Origin of the sequence: Catellatospora paridis (assembly GCF_009720365.1) — a bacterium.
GTDB lineage: Bacteria > Actinomycetota > Actinomycetes > Mycobacteriales > Micromonosporaceae > Catellatospora > Catellatospora paridis.
The window spans coordinates 84,198-102,868 of record NZ_ML769322.1 but is presented as its reverse complement, the minus strand read 5'-3'; the positions used below and the strand labels follow the sequence as shown (position 1 = coordinate 102,868).

Sequence of the window (18,671 nt, the reverse complement as noted above, 5' to 3'; positions counted from 1 at the left end):
GGTCGTGCCGGCCGTGCCGTTGCTGCTGGCAGGCGTGCCCGCGCTGGCGAGCACGCCCTCCGGGCAGCCACTCACGGTCACGCCCGAGTCCTGCGACGACGACGAGCTCACTCCGCCACAGATGGAGGGACCGTGCTTCAAGCCCGGCTCGCCGCTGCGCACCACCATGGTCGACGGCGCGGGTACCCGGCTCACGCTGACCGGTTACGTGGCCGGCCTGGCGTGCCAGCCCATCGCCGGTGCGCTGCTGGACGCCCGGCGGTGGCGGCACCTGGCAGCCCTACCAGCCGTATACCGTCGGTGCGCAGGTCACCTCCAGTGGCCTGACCTACGCCTGCCAGATCGCCCACACCTCGCTGCCCGGCTGGGAACCGCCGAACACCCCCGCCCTTTGGCGCCGCCTCTGACGGGTCCTGCTGTTTCGGGGGAACCGCACGAAAGAACCACCCGATTGCTGCAGTTTCCCCGAAACAGCAGACCTCCGCCGGGGCCCGTGGGCGAGGGGCGCGGCGGGTCGTGGCCTAGGCTTCGGTCATGATCGTTAGTGGTGAGGTCGTGCGGGACCTGGCTTCGACCGGGGTGTTGCGGGCGTCCATCAATCTCGGCAACCCGGTGCTGGCGCAGGGCACACCGGACGCGCCGAGCGGGGTGACCGTGGACATCGCGCGCGAGGTCGGGGCGCGGCTGGGCGTGGCCGTCGAGTTCGTGTGCTTCGACGCCGCCCGTAAGTCATTCGAGGCGCTGACCTCCGGCCAGGCCGACATCTGCTTCCTGGCCGTCGAACCGGTCCGCGAGTCCGAGGTGGCGTTCACCGCGCCGTACGCCGTCATCGAGGCGGTGTACGTCGTACCGGTGGACTCGCCGATCGGCTCGCCTGACGACGTCGACCGGCCCGGCGTGCGTGTCGGGGTGAAGCGGGGGTCGGCGTACGACCTGTTTCTGTCGCGCACCCTGGAGCAGGCCGAGGTCGTCCGCGGTGAGGAGGGTGTCCAGGTGTTCCGTGCCGACGGTCTGGAGGTGGGGGCGGGCATCCGGCAACCGATGGCCGATTACGCGGCCGCCGATCCCGGCGTACGAGTGGTCGATGAAGCCTTCATGCAGATCAAGCAGGCCGTGGGCACGAGGCGGGACCGGGACCCGCAGACCGTCCGGTTCCTGCACGACCTCGTCGAGGAGCTGAAGGCGTCGGGGTTCGTGGCCGAGTCGCTGCGCCGCTCGGGCCGGCTCGACGCGACGGTCGCCCCGGCGGGCTGAGCGCGGCGGTGGTGACGGCGCGGGAACCGCCGTCACCACCGGGTTCGCTACTGCTTCAGGAACTGCTGGGCGGGACTGCCGTTGCAGTCCCACAGCCGCAGGCGGGTGCCGTTGGCGGTGGAGCCGTTGGGCGAGTCGAGGCAGCGGCCGGACTGCGGGTTGCGCAGCGAGCCGTTGGCCTGCGGTATCCACTGCTGGGACCCGGCGGCACTGCAGTCCCACAGCTGGATCAGGGTGCCGTTGGCGGTGCCGTTGCCGGTGGCGTCCATGCAGCGGCCCAGGGTGCGCAGGGTGGTGGTGTCCCAGGCCCACTTCTGGTCCACGGCGAAGGACTGACAGTCCCACAGCTGGACGGCCGCCCCGTTGACCCCGGTGTCGTCGGCGGCGACGTCGACGCACTTGCCGCCGGGGCCGATGATGTTGCTGGCCGCGGTGGATCCGCCGCCGACCCGGAACACCTGCGCCGCGCTGCTGTTGCAGTCGTACAGCTGCAGCCGCGCGCCGTTGGCGGTGGAGCCGCTGGGCGAGTCGAGGCAGCGGTTCGACTGCGGGTTGCGCAGCGAGCCGTTGGCCTGCTGCACCCACTGCTGCGCGCCGCCGCCGTTGCAGTCCCACAGCTGGATCAGGGTGCCGTTGGCGGTGCCGTTGCCGGTGGCGTCCATGCAGCGGCCCAGGGTGCGCAGCGCGCTGCCGTCCCAGGTCCAGCGCTGGTCGCCGGAGGTCGCCTGGCAGTCCCACAGCTGGACGGCCGCGCCGTTGCCGCCGGTGTCGTCGGCCGCGACGTCGACGCACTTGCCGCCGGGGCCGATGATGCGCTGGCCGGGGGGCGGGCTGGTGTTGAGCGCCTTGGACGCGGCGATGATGCCCTGGTTGGCGGCCCGGACCCGGGCCGCGTCGAACTTGAGCACCTGCCGGTCGTACGTCCAGAAGCCGTTGACCTCGCCCTCGACGTCGAACGGCTGCGTGTAGACCAGGCCGGACAGGCCACGGGTGTACATCAGGTTGGTGGACGAGTTGATCAGGCCCACGAAGCGGTCGGTGATGGACTGGGTGCTGGTGTGCATCTCGTACGCCCCGAAGCTGCCGTTCGGGCTGTACTCGTGGCCGGGTGAGCGCAGGCCCATGCCGCCGTACTCGCCGAGCATCGCGACGCGGGTGGCCGTCGGGGTGGGCGAGTCCGGGCCGACGTACATGTGCCAGTCCATGATGTCGCCGTTGCCGGGATCGCCCTTGGACGCGCAGCAGTTGTAGCCGCTGTGCGGGTTGACGAGCCGGGTCGGGTCCTGGTTCTTGACGTTCTGCGCGACCCGCGACGTGTCGGCGAGGTTCCACTCGCCCCAGCCCTCGTTGAACGGCACGTACACGACCACGGCGGGGGAGGAGCGGTGCTCGTCGACGACCTCGCGCAACTCGGTCTCCCACTGCGCCTGCTGCGCCGCGTTGCCCGGGTCGCCCTTGCTCGGCATGTCCTGCCAGACCAGCAGGCCGAGGCGGTCGGCGTGGTAGAACCAGCGCTGCGGCTCGACCTTGATGTGCTTGCGGACCATGTTGAAGCCGAGGTCCTTGATCTTCTGGAGGTCGCCGGCCAGCGCCGCGTCGGTCGGCGCGGTGTACAGGCCGTCGGGCCAGAAGCCCTGGTCGAGGGTGCCGTTGTGCATGACGAACTGGCCGTTGAGGGTCGGCATCAGCTTGCCGTTGATGACGGCCTTGCCGACCTCGCGCATGCCGAAGTAGTGCATGGTCTGGTCGACCGTCGTGCCGCCGCTGTTACGCAGCGACAGCCGCAGGTTGTAGAGGAACGGGTCGTCGGGCGACCAGCGCCGCGCGCTGGGCACCGGCACGGTGAACTCGGTGAAGCCGCCGGTGGCGGTGCCGACCACGGTCGTGCCGTTGAGCGCCTCGGCGTACACCGAGTGCCCGGTGACGTCGCCGCGGGTGAACACCCGGATCCGCAGGGTGTTGTTGGCCAGGTTGGCATAGAGGTCGGCGCTGTAGATGGACGAGGTCGGGGTCGGCTCCATCCAGACCGTCTGCCAGATGCCCGAGGTGGGGATGTAGAAGATGCCGCCGGGGTTGCGGACCTGCTTGCCGCGAGCCGGGTTGCTGCCCTCGGCGCCGGAGTCGGTCGGGTCGAAGACCCGCACGATCAGCTCGTTGGTGCCCCCGTTGAGCTGCGCCGTGACGTCGAACTCGAACCGGTCGTAGCCGCCGGTGTGGGTGCCGACCTGGACACCGTTGACCCATACCGTGGTGCGCCAGTCGACCGCGCCGAAGTGCAGCTGCACGCGGCGTCCGGCCCAGCCGGCCGGCACGGTGAAGGTGCGGCGGTAGGTCAGGTAGTAGCGGTTGTCGTTGGCGGCGCGCTTGATGCCCGACAGCGCGGACTCGACCGGGAACGGCACGTTGACCCGCTCGGGCAGGGTCTGGCCGAAAACGGGTGCGCCGTTGGTGGTGGACTGGCTCAGCTGCCACTCGCCGTTGAGGTTCAGCCAGTCGGGGCGGGTCATCTGCGGGCGCGGATACTCCGGCAGCGGGGTGCCGTTGAGCGCCTGGCTGGTCCACGGCGTGGTCAGCGGGGACGGCTGCGCGGGCGCGGCCGCGGCCGGAGCCGTGGCGGCGGTGAGGCCGCCGATGACGGTGAGGATGCCGAGGGCGCCGTGGAGGACGGCGGTCCGCAGGCGACGTCGATGACGTGCTGGGTGCATGGGGTCTCCCAGGGTCGTTACCGGGCCTGACGAGGCGTCGCCGAAAGCCTCATCGCGGTCGGGAAGGCAGACGTCGACGCTCCGTAGTGGATCGTCGCCGTCGCTGAGCACATCGGCTCTATAACGTTATTTGCAGCTAATTGATACTCGTAGAGATACACGACTGTCAAGGTCTGGACATCGCCCGGACACATGCCGGCGGGCGGCTCGCGGCTGCGATCAGGCGCGGCGCGAGGACAGCACGCAGAACTCGTCACCCTGGCCGCGCCCGGTCAGCCGATGAAAGACTCGGGGCCGAAGCGACCCCACGCCACGAAGCCGGCCAGGACGAGATAGACCAGGTCCACGATCATGAGGGTGTACTCGCGACGCCGGATGCGGGTGATCGCCGCCCCGGTCATGATCATCATCAGGCCGACGGCGGCCAGCGGCACCAGAATCGGCGCGATGTCGAGCACGGCGGGCAGGATCAGGCCGACCGCGGCCAGCACCTCGAGTGCTCCGATGGTCTTCACGGCACCCGCGCTGAAGTCCTCGACCCATTTCGCGCTGGGCCCGAAGGCGGCGATCCGCTCCTTTGGCAGGATCAGCTTGCCGGCGCCGCTGAACAGGTAGGCGGTGGCGAGCAGTCCGGCGACGATCCACAGCGCGAGGTTCATGAGGTCTCTCCTCGAAGTCGAGCCTCTCCGGCCGCACGGCGGGAGTGGCGACGGGGTCCCGGCCGCTTCGGGCCGAGCTGTTTCGGACATGGGATGCCGATGGCGTGGCATACGTGACAGCGCGCCCGCGTGACGCGCGTCACGAATCGGGGCTGTCGCAGATCGGCCGCGTCCGGCGTCTCGTGTTTGCCGACAAGTCAGACAGGAGACCGCAGATGAACGAGGACGGCGGGCCGGGCCCGGCCACCGAGGTGTTCGTCGCGCACCGCAACCTGCTCTTCACCGTCGCCTACGAGATGCTCGGCTCGGCGGCGGACGCGGAGGATGTCCTCCAGGAGACGTGGCTGCGCTGGGTGGGCGTCGAGTTCGAACAGGTACGGGATCCGCGGGCGTACCTGGTCAGGATCACCACCCGGCAGGCGCTCAGCCGGCTGCGTGTCCTCGGCCGGCGCAAGGAGTCCTACATCGGTTCCTGGCTGCCCGAGCCGCTGCTGACCACGCCCGACGTGGCCGAGGACGTCGAACTCGCCGACAGCGTGTCGATGGCGATGCTGCTGGTGCTGGAGACGCTCGGGCCAACCGAGCGGGCGGTGTTCGTGCTGCGCGAGGTGTTCGATCTCGGATACGACGAGATCGCGGAGGCGGTGGGCAAGAGCCCGGCCACGGTCCGCCAGATCGCCCACCGGGCTCGGGCGCACGTCGCCGCACGCCGACCGCGTGACATCGTCTCCCCGGCCGAGACCCGGGCCGTGCTCGACGCCTTCCAGCGGGCGGTCCAGACGGGTGACATGCAGTCCCTGCTGGACCTCCTCGCCCCGGACGTCGTCGTGCTGAGCGACGGCGGCGGACTCAGGCAGGCTGTGCTGCGGCCCGTGGTAGGGGCCGACAAGGTGGCTCGCCTGCTGGCCGCCGGCTGGAAGAAGGTCGGCGCCCAGCTCTCGTTCGAGCCGGTTCAGGTCAACGGCTGCCCGGGTCTGCTCATGCGGCTCGACGGGGAGCTCGACACCGTCGTGGCGGCGCGAGTGGAGGGCGGGGCCGTCACCGGGCTCTACTTCGTGCGCAACCCCGAGAAGCTGTCGCGGGTGCAACGGGAGACGAGCCTGAGCCGCTGAGTGCCGAAAGGGCTCGCCGACCTCGGGCCGGGCCACCGGTTGCGCGGGTCTGCTCGCGGTCGGCGTGGTTTTCAGCGTCTGCCCAGCGTGGCTGGCTACCGTGGGTGCATGGACGAGAACCGTGCTCGGCGAGTGGTCGACCGCCTGCGTGACCGTGGAGTCCCCGCGCACCTGTCCCTCGGGGGAGGGCACCGCAAGGTCGGTGTTCGGATCGCCCTGCCCGACGGCCGCGAGGCGCTCTGGGACACCGACGGCACCGCGGGCCTCGAGGCGCAGGTGCTACGCGACGGGATGCTCGTCGGGTTCGTCCCACACATCCCCGGCTCCGAGGACTTCACCGAGGAGCAGGTCATCGACGCGATCGCGCGCACCGACTACGACCAGCCGATCGCCCGCCAGCGCGCCGTGGCCCCGCCGCCCGCAGCCTCGCTGCCCATGGAGGGCGGCTTCTTCCGGCGGCTCCGCGACGGCTTCCGCTGACGTCCGACGGCGGATCAGACACGCATGGGCCTGTCGGACGCCGCTCCTAAGCTCACCGCCATGGCGAACGCGTACACGGTCCTGTGGACCCACGACACCTGCCGCGAGCTGCGCAGGGCGGGCCGGATCGGGCAGCGCCCGCCGGTCGCGTTCAGCGGGGTCCACAATTCGCTTCCCCGGTGGAGCAGGCCCGGTGTCGGGGACGACGTCTTCGCGCTGCACGTGAACCGGCGGGTGCTGTACGTGGTGAGTCGGCTGCGGGTACGCGACAAGCAGCGCGGCGAATGCTGCGGCGCGGATCCGCTGAGCTGGCGTGACCCGGCGTTTCCTGGGCACGCGGACTGGGCGATGCTGGGCGCCGACGGCTGCGGAGCCTCGGCCGTGCATGTGGACGCCACGCCGGTGCGGTTCGACCTGGCCGTTCCCGGCGAGCTGCTGGCGGAGCTGACGTGGCGCAACGCCCGCGGGGTGATCCGTGGGCTCAAAGGCGTCGCAGACGGGATGCTCGAGAAGTCCAACAGCCTGCAGGGTGGCGTCTACTGGCTCACCAGCGAGTCGGCGGACGCGCTCACGGCGCTCGTCGCGGGTGCCGTGAGCCCGGCGGACCGTGCCGAGCCGGCGGTCGCGGGTGGGCTCCGGGCCTAGTCGGGAGTGTGAGGGACCTTCACGGATCGCGGCGTACAGTTGTCCGGGATCGCCGTTGTCGGCTCCCTCCCCCGATGGACCGGCACACACCCCCGTGACCTGGTGAGGAATGCATGCCCTCCTTCCCCCGCCCCGACCTCGGCCCGCTGACGCGCCGGTCTGCCCTCGCCGCCCTGGGCCTGACGGGCGCCGCGATCGGCCTGGCCGCCTGCACGGGCAGCAAGTCGCCGTCCGGGACGGGCTCGCCCGGCCAGAGTCCGGAAGGTCCGCCGCCCAAGGCCCACGTCACGATCACCGAACCGGCGGCCGCCGCGACGGAGGTCCCCGCATCGGCCGAGATCGTGTTCGCCGCGACCGACGCGGTCTCCACGCAGGTCATGCTCAAGGACGCGGCCGGCGCCGAGGTGACGGGGGAGCTGCACCCCGACGGCAAGGGCTGGCTGCCGGCCAAGTCCCTGGCGTACGGGACGGCCTACACCGTCACGGTCACCGCGACCGGCGACGACGGCAGGCCCGCCACGGCGACGTCGACGTTCACGACCATGGCGCAGCCGGACAAGGTCGTCAGCATCGTCAGCTTCCTGCCCGACGACGCCGTGATGGGTGTCGGCATGCCGCTGATCTTCCGGCTCAGCCGCAAGATCCCCGAGGCGCAGCGGGCGGTGCTGCAGCGACGGCTGCTGGTGCAGACGACGCCGGCGCAGGAGGGCATCTGGACGTGGTACACCCCCGATGAGCTGCACTGGCGGCCGCGGGAGTTCTGGCAGACCGGCACCAAGGTCTTCGTCGACGTGCGCGCGGGCGGCCTGCCGCTGGGCGACGGCTACTTCGGCAAGCGCAACTCGACGCTGACCTGCGCCGTCGGCCGGTCGCTGGTCATGACGATCGACGACAAGGCCAAGCCGAAGGTGATGAAGGTCGTCAAGGACGGCGTCACCGTGCGCACCATCCGGGTCAGCCTCGGCCGGGCGAGCATGCCCTCGTCGAGCGGCACCACCGTCATCATCGAGCGCCTGGCCAAGACGGTGTTCGACACGACGAACGACCCGAATCCAGCAAACCGGTACCGGACCAACATCGAGTACGCGCAGCGGCTGACCTGGGGCGGCGAGTTCATCCACGCGGCCCCGTGGTCGGTAAAGGACCAGGGTGTGCGCAACGTTTCGCACGGCTGCGTCAACATGTCCCTGGCGGATGCCAAGTGGCTGTTCGAGCAGACGATGATCGGCGACCCGGTCGTCACCAAGGGCACGCCGCGCAAGCTGCAGTACGGCAACGGCTGGACCGACTGGGACAAGCCCTGGGACGAGTACGTCAAGGGCAGCGCGATCCCGTACACGCCCGCGGAGGCCGCACCCTCGTCCTCGCCCTCGCCGGTCGCCTGACCGGCGTGTTGTCCCTCCTTCCGTAGGCCCGGCTCGGGGCCTGCGGATGTGAGCGTGCTCGCGCGGACCGTCCTGTTCGGACAGACCGCGTGGAGCGGGCGGGGGTGCCGCTCTCACCGCATGAAGTGCCACCCCCGCCCGCCGTCGAGCTGCCGACGCCGGCCGGGCGCACGGCATGTCCGCGGACTCGATCCGGTCGAACGCCGGACTCGGTTGCAGCGATAGTGTTAACGCACACATCGGTCCGCGTCAAGGGATGCCCGATGACGGGCCGCACATCCGCCATGCCGCCTGCGTGAAGTGTCGCGCGAATTCTCGGGCCGTTCGGTACCGGCCGCCGTTACGTATCTGTTGCGTTGGCGTGTCTTGACGCACCTTCATGTGAGCGCTAACACTGTGTGCCAGCAACCGAGCGGAGGAAGACATGAGCGACCGGTACGTCGTCGGCGTCGACTACGGCACGCTGTCCGGCCGGGCCCTGGTGGTCCGTGTCAGCGACGGCGCCGAGGTCGGCACGGCGGTGCACGAGTACCGCCACGGCGTCATGGACGGCGTGCTCGCCGCCTCCGGCTCGCCGCTGCCGCCGGACTGGGCGCTGCAGGACCCCGACGACTACCGCGACGTGCTGCGCAACGCGGTCCCGGCGGCGCTGGCCGCGGCGGGCGTGGACCCGGCCGACGTGATCGGCATCGGCACCGACTTCACCGCGTGCACGGTGCTGCCGGCGCTGGCCGACGGCACGCCGCTGTGCGAGGTGCCGGAGCTGCGCCACCGTCCGCACGCGTGGGTGAAGCTGTGGAAGCACCACGCCGCGCAGCCGCACGCCGACCGCATCAACGCCCTGGCCCACGAGCGCGGCGAGCCGTGGATCGGCCGCTACGGCGGCAAGATCTCCGCGGAGTGGCAGTATGCCAAGGGTCTGCAGCTGCTGGAGGAGGATCCGGAGGTCTACGACCGGGCCGAGCGCTGGATCGAGGCCGCGGACTGGATCATCTGGCAGCTCTGCGGGGTCGAGACCCGCAACGTCTGCACCGCCGGCTACAAGGGCATCTTCCAGGACGGCAGCTACCCGTCCAAGGACTACCTGGCCGCGCTGAACCCCGGCTTCGCCGGCTTCGTGTCGAAGCTGGACGGGCCGCTGCTGCCGCTGGGCGGCCGGGCGGGTTCGCTGACCGCCGAGGCCGCCGCATGGACCGGGCTGCCGGCGGGCATCGCGGTCGCGGTCGGCAACGTCGACGCGCACGTCACCGCCGCCGCCGCGCAGGCCCTCGACCCGGGCCGGCTCGTCGCCATCATGGGCACCTCGACCTGCCACGTCGTCAACGGCACGGTCCCGGCCGAGGTGGCCGGCATGTGCGGCGTCGTGGACGGCGGCATCAGCCCGGGCGCCTGGGGATACGAGGCCGGGCAGAGCGGCGTCGGCGACATCTTCGGCTGGTTCGTGGAGCACGCCGCCCCGGCGGGCTTCGACTCGCACGAGCGGCTGTCCGAGCTGGCCGCCGCGCAGCCGGTCGGCGGCCACGGCCTGATCGCGCTGGACTGGTGGAACGGCAACCGCTCGCTGCTGGTCAACCACGACCTGTCCGGCCTGATCGTCGGGCTGACCCTGGCCACCCGCCCGGCGGACGTCTACCGGGCACTGCTGGAGTCGACCGCGTACGGCACCCGCATGATCATGGAGGCGTTCGCGGTGGCGGGGGTGCCGGTCACCGAGTTGGTGGTCGCGGGCGGCCTGACCTCGAACCGGCTGCTGATGCAGATCTACGCCGACGTGACCGACCGGCCGCTGAGCATCATCGGCTCGGCGCAGGGCCCGGCGCTCGGCTCGGCGATCCACGCCGCGGTCGCCGCCGGGGCCTACCTGGACGTGCACGAGGCATCGGAGGCGATGGGCCGCGTCGAGCGGGGCGTCTATCAGCCCGATCCGGACCGGGCCCGCGCCTACGATGCGCTCTACGCCGAGTACCGCACGCTGCACGACCACTTCGGACGCGGGGCGAACGACGTGATGTCGCGGCTGCGCGCCATCCGCAACGCCGCCCAGCTGGGCTCGGCCGACGAGCCGACCGTGGCGCTGGAGGTGGCGGCATGACCGAGGTCCTCGCCGCGCTGCGGCAGACCGTCTCGTCGCTGCACGGGGAGCTGACGCGATACGGCCTGGTGGCCTGGACCGCCGGCAACGTGTCGGCTCGGGTGCCGGGGCAGGACCTGCTGGTCATCAAGCCCAGCGGGGTGTCCTACGACGACCTCAGCCCGGCGAACATGATCGTCTGCGATCTGGACGGCGTGGTCGTCGAGGGCGACCTGTCGCCGTCGAGCGACACCGCCGCGCACGCCTACGTCTACCGGGCCATGCCCGAGGTGGGCGGGGTCGTGCACACGCACAGCACGTACGCCACGGCGTGGGCGGCGCGGGGCGAGGCCATCCCGTGCCACCTGACGGCGCAGGCCGACGAGTTCGGCGGGGAGATCCCAGTCGGGCCCTTCGCACTGATCGGCGGCGACGACATCGGCAAGGGCATCGTGGCCACCCTGTCCGGGCACCGCTCGCCGGCGGTGCTGATGCGCAACCACGGGGTGTTCACCATCGGCAAGGACGCCCGCGCCGCGGTCAAGGCCGCGGTGATGTGCGAGGACGTCGCCCGTACCGCACACCTGGCCCGGGCACTCGGGCAGCCGCTGCCGATGGCGCAGGCGGATGTGGACTCCCTCTACGACCGCTACCAGAACGTATACGGCCAGGCCGCGACAGGCCAGACCGGACGCTAGACCCCCGCCGGTTCGGCGCCGGCGGTCGCACCACCCGGATCCTCTCACCGCAGTATCACCGCTCCACCAGCACCACAGCGCAGGCCGCGCGCCGACGTCCCACACGGCGCGCGGGGGTAGGCCCATCCTCATTCCAAGGAGATCGCATGCTCACCATGGGCAAGGCCATCACGCGACGCCGCGCCGTCGCGGTGTTGACCGCAACTCTGCTCGCGACCGGTTTGGCCGCGTGCGGCAACAGCGACACCGGCGGGACGCCGGCCGACGACGGCAAGCTGACGCTCGGCTTCTCGCAGGTCGGCGCCGAGAGCGGCTGGCGCACCGCGAACACCAACTCGATCAAGGAGTCCGCCACGGCGGCCGGCATCGAGCTGAAGTTCGACGACGCGCAGGGCAAGCAGGAGAACCAGATCACGGCCATCCGCAACTACATCCAGCAGAAGGTCGACGTCATCGCCTTCTCGCCGGTGGTGGAGTCGGGTTGGGACACCGTGCTCAAGGAGGCCAAGGACGCCGGCATCCCGGTGATCCTGACCGACCGCTCGGTGGACTCGGCGGACAAGTCGCTGTACAAGACGTTCATCGGCTCGGACTTCGTCAAGGAGGGCAAGCTCTCCGGTGAGTGGCTGGTCAACGAGATGAAGTCGGCCACGGGCGCGGTGAACATCGTGGAGCTGCAGGGCACCACGGGTTCGGCCCCGGCCAACGACCGCAAGAAGGGCTTCGCGGACGCCATCGCGGCCAACCCGAACCTGAAGGTCATCGCGTCACAGACCGGTGACTTCACCCGCGCCGGCGGCAAGGCCGTCATGGAGCAGTTCCTGAAGGCGAACCCGAAGATCGACGTGCTGTTCGCGCACAACGACGACATGGGTCTGGGTGCGCTCGAGGCGATCACCGCCGCGGGCAAGGTGCCGGGCAAGGACATCAAGATCATCACGATCGACGCGGTCAAGGACGGCATGCAGGCCCTGGCCGACGGCAAGTTCAACTTCATCGCCGAGTGCAGCCCGCTGCTCGGGCCCCAGCTGATGGACCTGGTCAAGAAGGTCTCGAAGGGGGAGACGATCCCCCAGCGCATCGAGACCGAAGAGGGCACCTTCACGCCGGAGCAGGCCAAGGCGGCTCTGCCGAACCGCAAGTACTGATTTCACCCCGGGGCCGCCGCACGTGCTGTGCGGCGGCCCCGTCCTCCAGTCCTCACCGCAGACGGAGCCGGACCCGCGGGCACGTCCCGCCCCTTCGGCCGACGTCCTCGCCGCCGTGCCGACCCTGGTCCGCTGCCGGACGGCCGCGGCGGTCCATGCCCAAGAACTCAGCGAAAGGTCGGATGGGATGTCGGGTAGGCAACCGGTCCTGACGATGACCGCCATCAGCAAGTCCTTCCCGGGGGTGCGCGCGCTCGACGGCGTGGACTTCCGGCTTTTCCCCGGCGAGGTGCACGCCCTGATGGGCGAGAACGGCGCCGGCAAGTCCACCCTGATCAAGGTGCTCACCGGCGTGTACGGCAACGACGCGGGCGTCATCAGTCTGGCCGGCCAGCAGGTGTCGTTCAGTGGCCCCATGCAGGCGGCCGCCGCCGGGGTCAGCACCGTGTACCAGGAGGTCAACCTCTGCGCCAACCTGTCGGTGGCGGAGAACATCTTCATCGGGCGCGAGCCGCGCACCCTGGGCGCGATCCGCTGGGGCGAGATGCGCCGCCGGGCCCGTGACCTGCTGGTCAAGCTCGACCTGCACATCGACGTGACGCAGCTGCTGGGCACGTACTCCCTCGCCGTGCAGCAGATGGTCGCCATCGCCCGCGCCATCGACATCCAGGCCCGGGTGCTCATCCTCGACGAGCCCACCTCCAGTCTCGACGCGACCGAGGTGGAGCAGCTGTTCCGCATCATGCGCCAGCTGCGCGACGAAGGTATCGCGATCATCTTCGTGACCCACTTCCTCGATCAGGTCTACGGCATCGCCGACCGGATCACCGTGCTGCGCAACGGCCGCCTGGTGGGGGAGTACCCGACCGCCGAGCTGCCCCAGCTCGCCCTGGTGGAGAAGATGATCGGCAAAGAGCTCGACGTGCTGGAGAGCCTGGACGAGCACGCCAAGCGCGACCTGGCCGCGATCGAGGCGAACACGCCGTTCCTGCAGGCCGAGGAGCTGGGCCGCAAGGGTTCGGTGGTGCCGTTCAGCCTCACCATCCACGCCGGTGAGGTCGTCGGCCTGGCCGGGCTGCTCGGCTCCGGCCGCACCGAGGTGGCCCGGCTGCTGTTCGGTGCGGACCGTGCCGACCACGGCAAGGTCGCCGTCGACGGCAAGCCCACGTCGCTGCGCAATCCGATCGCCGCCATCGGCCACGACATCGCGTTCTGCTCCGAGAACCGGCGCACCGAGGGCCTGGTCGGCGAGCTGAGCGTGCGCGAGAACATCATCCTCGCCATGCAGGCGGCCCGCGGCTGGCTGCGACCGATCCCGCGCCGCCGCCAGGACGAGCTGGTCGACAAGTACGTCAAGGCGCTGAGCATCCGCCCGGCCGACCCCGAGATCCCGGTGCGCAACCTGTCCGGCGGCAACCAGCAGAAGGTCCTGCTGGCCCGGTGGCTGATCACCGAGCCGCGGCTGCTGATCCTCGACGAGCCCACCCGCGGCATCGACGTCGGTGCCAAGGCCGAGATCCAGAAGCTGGTCGTGCAGCTGTCCGACGGCGGTATGGCGGTGCTGTTCATCTCCGCCGAGCTGGAGGAGGTGCTGCGGCTCAGCCACAAGATCGCCGTCATGCGCGACCGGCAGCTGGTCACCGAGCTGGCCAACGACCACACGGTGGACGCCGACCGCGTCATGCAGACCATCGCCAGCGGCACGCACCACGAAGGGCCCGAAGCATGAGCACCTCGAAGGCACGGTGGGCCGCCGTCACCGGTCACTCGCTCTTCTGGCCCGTCGTCGCGCTGATCGCGCTGCTGGTGGCCAACACCATCTACCGGCCCGGGTTCCTGTCGGTCGAGATGAAGGACGGCCACCTCTACGGCAGCCTCATCGACATCCTGCGGCTGGCCGCTCCGCTGATCCTGGTCGGGCTCGGCATGACGCTGGTCATCGCGACCGGCGGCATCGACCTGTCGGTCGGCTCGGTGTGCGCGATCAGCGGCGCGATCGCCTGCCTGCACATCAGCCAGCAGCCCGACCAGAACGCACTCGGCGGCGTGCTGGTGGCGCTGGCCCTGGGCGTCGGGCTCTCGCTCGTGCTCGGCGTGTGGAACGGGGCACTGGTCTCGATCATCGGCATCCAGCCGATCATCGCCACGCTGATCCTGATGGTGGCCGGTCGCGGACTCGCGCAGCTGATCACCGAGGGCCAGATCATCACCATCAACTCCGAGCCGTACAAGGCCGTCGGCGTCGGCTACCTGCTCACCCTGCCACTGGCGATCTTCATCGCGGCAGGCGTGGCGCTGGTGGTCGCCGCGGTCACCCGGCGCACCGCACTCGGCATGATCATCGAGTCGGTGGGCGGCAACGCCGAGGCCAGCCGCCTGGCGGGCATCCGCTCCGGCCGCATCACCTTCCTGGTGTACGTCATCAGCGCCGTGTGCGCGGGCATCGCCGGCTTCATGATCACGGCGAACGTGTCCAGCGCCGACGGCAACGCGGCCGGCCTGTGGATCGAGCTCGACGCGATCCTCGCGGTCGTGATCGGCGGCACCTCGCTGGCCGGCGGGCGGTTCTCGCTCGGCGGCACCATCCTCGGCGCGCTGCTCATCCAGACCCTGACCACGACCGTGTACGCCATGAACATCTCGCCGCAGACCTCGCTGCTGTTCAAGGCCGTCGTGGTGATCGCGGTCTGCCTCATCCAGGCCCCCGCGTTCCGGGCCCGGTTCGCGCGACGCCGACCAGCCGCCCCCGCCGCGCCGACGGCGGCCGACCAGCCGAAGGAGCAGGTGCCGGCATGACCACGACCTCACTCACCCCCACCCGCGACTGGTGGCGCATCCCGCAGCGGTACGTGCCGGTGCTGGCCACGCTCACCCTGCTGCTGGTCATGTACGGCGTCGGCGTCTCGCAGTACCGCGCCTTCTCCAACGTCCAGGTCATCTTCAACGTCTTCATCGACAACGGCTTCCTGCTCGTCGTCGCGGTCGGCATGACCTTCGTGATCCTCACCGGCGGCATCGACCTGTCCGTCGGCTCGGTCGTCGCGATGACCGCCATGATGTCGGCGTCGCTGCTGCAGGGCGGCGTGCACCCCGCGCCGGTGCTGGTGATCGCACTGCTCGTCGGACCGATGCTGGGCTTCCTGATGGGCTGCGTCATCCACTTCTTCGAGATCCAGCCGTTCATCGTGACGCTGGCCGGGATGTTCTTCGCCCGCGGCATGTGCACGTTCATCAGCAAGTCGTCGATCCCGATCACCGACCCGTTCTGGACCTCCATGGCCCAGGAGCGGATCGGCGACCCGAAGGGCAACTTCGTGTCGATCAGCGTGCTGGTCGCCTTCGTGGTCGTCATCGTCGGCGCGTTCGTGCTCGCGTACACCCGGCTGGGCCGCAACGTCTACGCCCTCGGCGGCAACCAGCAGTCGGCGCTGCTCATGGGCCTGCCAGTCGGCCAGACGAAGATCGCGGTGTACGCCATCAGCGGGCTGTGCTCGGCGATCGGCGGCATCCTGCTGTCGTTCTACACGCTGTCCGGCGCCCCGCTGATCGCCGTCGGCATGGAACTCGACGTCATCGCCGCCGTCGTGATCGGCGGAACGGTGCTCACCGGCGGCTCCGGCTATGTCTTCGGCACCGTGCTGGGCGTGCTCGTCCTCGGCGTGATCCGGACCCTCATCACCTTCGACGGCAGCCTCAACTCGTGGTGGACCAAGATCGTGATCGGTGGGTTGCTGTTCGCGTTCATCCTGCTCCAACGCCTCATCGGCATCCGCAAGAAGTAACCCCGACCCGTTTCGCGGAAGGCACGAACATGACAACGCATCCCCAGCCCGAGGTCTGGTTCCTCACCGGCAGCCAGGGCATGTACGGCGAAGACACCCTGCGTCAGGTCGCCGGCCAGTCCCGGGAGATCGCCCGCATCCTCGACGAGTCGCCGGGCATCCCGGCGCGGGTGGTCTGGAAGCCCGTCCTCACCTCCAGCAGCGAGATCCTGCAGGTGTGCCGCGAGGCCGCCGCGCAGGGCGCCGTCGGGGTGATCGCCTGGATGCACACCTTCTCCCCGGCGAAGATGTGGATCTCCGGGCTGGATGCGTTGACGACACCGCTGCTGCACCTGCACACCCAGGCCAACGTGCTGCTGCCCTGGGACGAGATCGACATGGACTTCATGAATCTCAACCAGGCCGCGCACGGCGACCGCGAGTTCGGGTATATCCAGACCCGGCTCGGCGTCGCCCGCAAGACCGTCGCCGGCCACGTGTCCGACCCGCGGGTGGTCGCCCGGGTCGGCGCGTGGACCCGCGCGGCGATCGGCTGGTCGGCGATGCGCTCGCTGCGGCTGGCGCGCTTCGGCGACAACATGCGCGACGTCGCGGTGACCGAGGGCGACAAGGTCGAGGCCGAGCTGCGCTTCGGCGTCTCGGTCAACACCTATGGCGTCAACGACCTGGTCGACGCGGTCGAGGCGGTGCCCGCCACCCAGATCGACGAGCTGGTCAAGGTGTACGAGGACAGCTACCGCATGGCCGCCGAGCTGCGGGCCGGCGGCGAGCGCCACGAGTCGCTGCGCTACGCCGCCCGCATCGAGGCCGGCCTGCGCAACTTCCTCGAGGCGGGCGGCTTCCGCGCGTTCACCACCAACTTCGAGGACCTGGGCGGCCTGCGGCAGCTGCCCGGCATCGCGGTGCAGCGGCTGATGGCCGACGGCTACGGCTTCGGCGGCGAGGGCGACTGGAAGACCTCGGTGCTGGTGCGCACGCTGAAGGCGATGTCGGTCGGCACCACCGGCGGCACCTCGTTCATGGAGGACTACACCTACGACCTCACCCCGGGCCAGGAGCTGGTGCTCGGGGCGCACATGCTGGAGGTCTGCCCGACCATCGCCGCGGACACGCCCAACGTGGAGATCCACCCGCTGAGCATCGGCGGCCGGGAGGACCCGGTCCGGCTGGTGTTCGACGCCCAGCCCGGTCCCGCCGTGGTGATGGGCCTGGCCGACATGGGCGAGCGGTTCCGGCTGGTGGCCAACGAGATCGACGTCGTCGCCCCGCCGCAGCCGCTGCCGAAGCTGCCCGTCGCCCGCGCGGTGTGGCGTCCCCGGCCGTCGCTGGCCGGCTCCGCCGAGGCGTGGATCACCGCCGGGGCCCCGCACCACACCGTGCTGTCGCAGGCCGTGGGCGTCGAGGAGCTGCACGACCTGGCCGAGATGGCGCGCACCGAACTGGTCGTGATCGACGCCGACACCACCACCCGCCGGTTCGCCGACGAGATCCGCTGGAACCAGGCGTACTACCGGCTGGCCCGCGGATTCTGACCCCCGCCCCACCGATGACGACGGATGCGTGTGCCCGAGCGGGCCGGGGCGCGCGCATCCGTCGAGCTGTCGGCCGTCCGCGACGAAAGATGATCAACATGCGATACGATGTGCCGTCAGGGGAGTCGCCATGAGTCAGCAGCCGGCCGCCCGCGCGGCGGTGATGAACGATGTAGCCCGCCTCGCCGGGGTGTCGCACCAGACGGTGTCCCGGGTGCTCAACAACCACCCGAGCGTGCGCGACGAGACCCGTGAGCGGGTGCTGGTGGCGGTCAAGCAGCTCAACTACCGGCCCAACGCGCTGGCCCGCGGCCTGGCCGGGCGGCGCTCACGCGTCATCGGCGTGGTCAGCTTCGACACCATCCTCTACGGCCCCGCAGCCACCCTGCTCGGCGTCGAACGGGCCGCCCGCCACGCCGGATACGGCATCAGCATCGTCGCCCTGGAGAAACTCGACCGCGCCGGTGTCACCGAGGCAGTCAACCGGCTCACCGAGCAGTCCGTGGCCGGTGTCGTCATCATCGCGCCGCTGCTGACGGCCGCCGCCGCCGCGCACAGCCTGCCGACCGGCGTGCCCGCCGTGGTGGTCGAGTCCGACATCGCCGGGGATCTGCCGACCATCTCCGTGGACCAGGTCGCCGGTGCCCGGCTCGCGGTCGAACACCTGCTCGGCCTGGGACATGAGACCGTGTGGCACCTGACCGGCCCGCGTGACTGGCTGGAGGCCCGCGACCGGGTCGACGGCTGGCGGCAGGCCCTCGAAGCCGCGGGACGCCGGGTTCCGGCGGCGATCGTGGGTGACTGGAGCCCGCGCTCGGGCTACGAGGCCGGGCACCGGATCGGCTCCGACGTCACGGCCGTGTTCTGCGCCAACGACCAGCAGGCCCTGGGCATGCTGCGGGCGCTGCACGAACGCGGCATCCGGGTGCCGGAGGACGTCAGCATCGTCGGCTTCGACGACATCCCCGAGGCGGAATACCTGTCCCCGCCGCTGACCACCGTCCGCCAGGACTTCGACGAGGTCGGCCGCCGCTGCCTCGCCGCCCTCCTGGACCTCCTCGACGCCCAGGACGCCCCCGACGCGCCACCCCACCCCCGCGTCGCGCCGGCCCTCATGGTCCGCGCCAGCAGCGGCCCGCCCGCCTGACCCGCCCGCCCCAGTTAGGCCACCGGCCCGCCCGCGGCCGACCTGCGCAAGAT

At 70.6% G+C, this 18,671-nt stretch carries 16 protein-coding genes; 14 read left to right on the top strand and 2 right to left on the bottom strand.

Annotated features, from left to right (window positions below; genetic code table 11):
* Positions 1 to 239: 239 nt before the first annotated feature.
* On the top strand, positions 240 to 407 hold the full coding sequence (locus F9C41_RS41485) for a carbohydrate-binding protein (protein ID WP_155389343.1): 168 nt from the start codon (positions 240 to 242) through the stop codon (positions 405 to 407).
* A 127-nt stretch (positions 408 to 534) separates the two neighbouring features.
* On the top strand, positions 535 to 1,254 hold the full coding sequence (locus F9C41_RS25335; RefSeq protein ID WP_155389342.1) for a transporter substrate-binding domain-containing protein: 720 nt from the start codon (positions 535 to 537) through the stop codon (positions 1,252 to 1,254).
* Positions 1,255 to 1,301: 47 nt separating this feature from the next.
* Here the strand turns inward: F9C41_RS25335 and F9C41_RS25330 are convergent, their stop codons facing one another.
* Together F9C41_RS25330 and F9C41_RS25325 are read right to left on the bottom strand one after the other, a co-directional pair.
* Positions 1,302 to 3,959 (bottom strand): ricin-type beta-trefoil lectin domain protein, encoded by a 2,658-nt coding sequence (locus tag F9C41_RS25330; RefSeq protein WP_196279936.1) that lies wholly within the window; start codon positions 3,957 to 3,959, stop codon positions 1,302 to 1,304.
* Between the two features lie 272 nt (positions 3,960 to 4,231).
* The gene (locus F9C41_RS25325) at positions 4,232 to 4,618 is read right to left on the bottom strand and encodes a DoxX family protein (protein ID WP_155389341.1); all 387 of its coding nucleotides are present in this window, start codon (positions 4,616 to 4,618) and stop codon (positions 4,232 to 4,234) included.
* Positions 4,619 to 4,833: 215 nt separating this feature from the next.
* Here F9C41_RS25325 and F9C41_RS25320 point away from each other — a divergent pair, with 215 nt between their 5' ends.
* The 12 genes from F9C41_RS25320 to F9C41_RS25265 all read left to right on the top strand — a co-directional run bounded on the left by F9C41_RS25320 (position 4,834) and on the right by F9C41_RS25265 (position 18,618).
* Positions 4,834 to 5,730, top strand: a complete 897-nt coding sequence (locus F9C41_RS25320; protein WP_155389340.1) for an RNA polymerase sigma-70 factor — start codon at positions 4,834 to 4,836, stop codon at positions 5,728 to 5,730.
* 108 nt (positions 5,731 to 5,838) lie between these two features.
* Entirely contained in the window at positions 5,839 to 6,210 is a 372-nt protein-coding gene (locus F9C41_RS25315; RefSeq protein WP_155389339.1) for a hypothetical protein, read from the top strand.
* A gap of 60 nt (positions 6,211 to 6,270) precedes the next feature.
* On the top strand, positions 6,271 to 6,855 hold the full coding sequence (locus F9C41_RS25310) for a hypothetical protein (protein ID WP_155389338.1): 585 nt from the start codon (positions 6,271 to 6,273) through the stop codon (positions 6,853 to 6,855).
* 113 nt (positions 6,856 to 6,968) lie between these two features.
* Positions 6,969 to 8,240, top strand: a complete 1,272-nt coding sequence (locus F9C41_RS25305) for a L,D-transpeptidase (RefSeq protein ID WP_155389337.1) — start codon at positions 6,969 to 6,971, stop codon at positions 8,238 to 8,240.
* A 424-nt stretch (positions 8,241 to 8,664) separates the two neighbouring features.
* The gene (gene araB / locus F9C41_RS25300; protein WP_155389336.1) at positions 8,665 to 10,332 is read left to right on the top strand and encodes a ribulokinase; all 1,668 of its coding nucleotides are present in this window, start codon (positions 8,665 to 8,667) and stop codon (positions 10,330 to 10,332) included.
* Positions 10,329 to 11,009 carry an L-ribulose-5-phosphate 4-epimerase gene (locus tag F9C41_RS25295; protein WP_155389335.1) on the top strand — a complete coding sequence of 227 codons (681 nt, stop codon included), beginning with the start codon at positions 10,329 to 10,331 and terminating at the stop codon, positions 11,007 to 11,009. The genes araB and F9C41_RS25295 overlap by 4 nt, the downstream gene beginning before the upstream one ends.
* Positions 11,010 to 11,155: 146 nt before the next feature.
* Complete coding sequence (locus tag F9C41_RS25290; RefSeq protein WP_196279935.1) at positions 11,156 to 12,157, top strand: ABC transporter substrate-binding protein; 1,002 nt, start codon at positions 11,156 to 11,158, stop codon at positions 12,155 to 12,157.
* A 187-nt stretch (positions 12,158 to 12,344) separates the two neighbouring features.
* Positions 12,345 to 13,886, top strand: a complete 1,542-nt coding sequence (locus tag F9C41_RS25285; protein WP_155389334.1) for a sugar ABC transporter ATP-binding protein — start codon at positions 12,345 to 12,347, stop codon at positions 13,884 to 13,886.
* Positions 13,883 to 14,953, top strand: a complete 1,071-nt coding sequence (locus F9C41_RS25280; protein WP_155389333.1) for an ABC transporter permease — start codon at positions 13,883 to 13,885, stop codon at positions 14,951 to 14,953. The genes F9C41_RS25285 and F9C41_RS25280 overlap by 4 nt, the downstream gene beginning before the upstream one ends.
* Positions 14,950 to 15,939: a galactofuranose ABC transporter, permease protein YjfF gene (gene yjfF / locus F9C41_RS25275; protein ID WP_155389332.1), complete on the top strand. Its 990-nt coding sequence runs from the start codon at positions 14,950 to 14,952 to the stop codon at positions 15,937 to 15,939. Before F9C41_RS25280 ends, yjfF begins: the two co-directional genes overlap by 4 nt.
* Before the next feature lie 29 nt (positions 15,940 to 15,968).
* Positions 15,969 to 17,471 carry an L-arabinose isomerase gene (gene araA / locus F9C41_RS25270; protein WP_155389331.1) on the top strand — a complete coding sequence of 501 codons (1,503 nt, stop codon included), beginning with the start codon at positions 15,969 to 15,971 and terminating at the stop codon, positions 17,469 to 17,471.
* A gap of 130 nt (positions 17,472 to 17,601) precedes the next feature.
* The gene (locus tag F9C41_RS25265) at positions 17,602 to 18,618 is read left to right on the top strand and encodes a LacI family DNA-binding transcriptional regulator (RefSeq protein WP_155389330.1); all 1,017 of its coding nucleotides are present in this window, start codon (positions 17,602 to 17,604) and stop codon (positions 18,616 to 18,618) included.
* Positions 18,619 to 18,671: the final 53 nt, after the last annotated feature.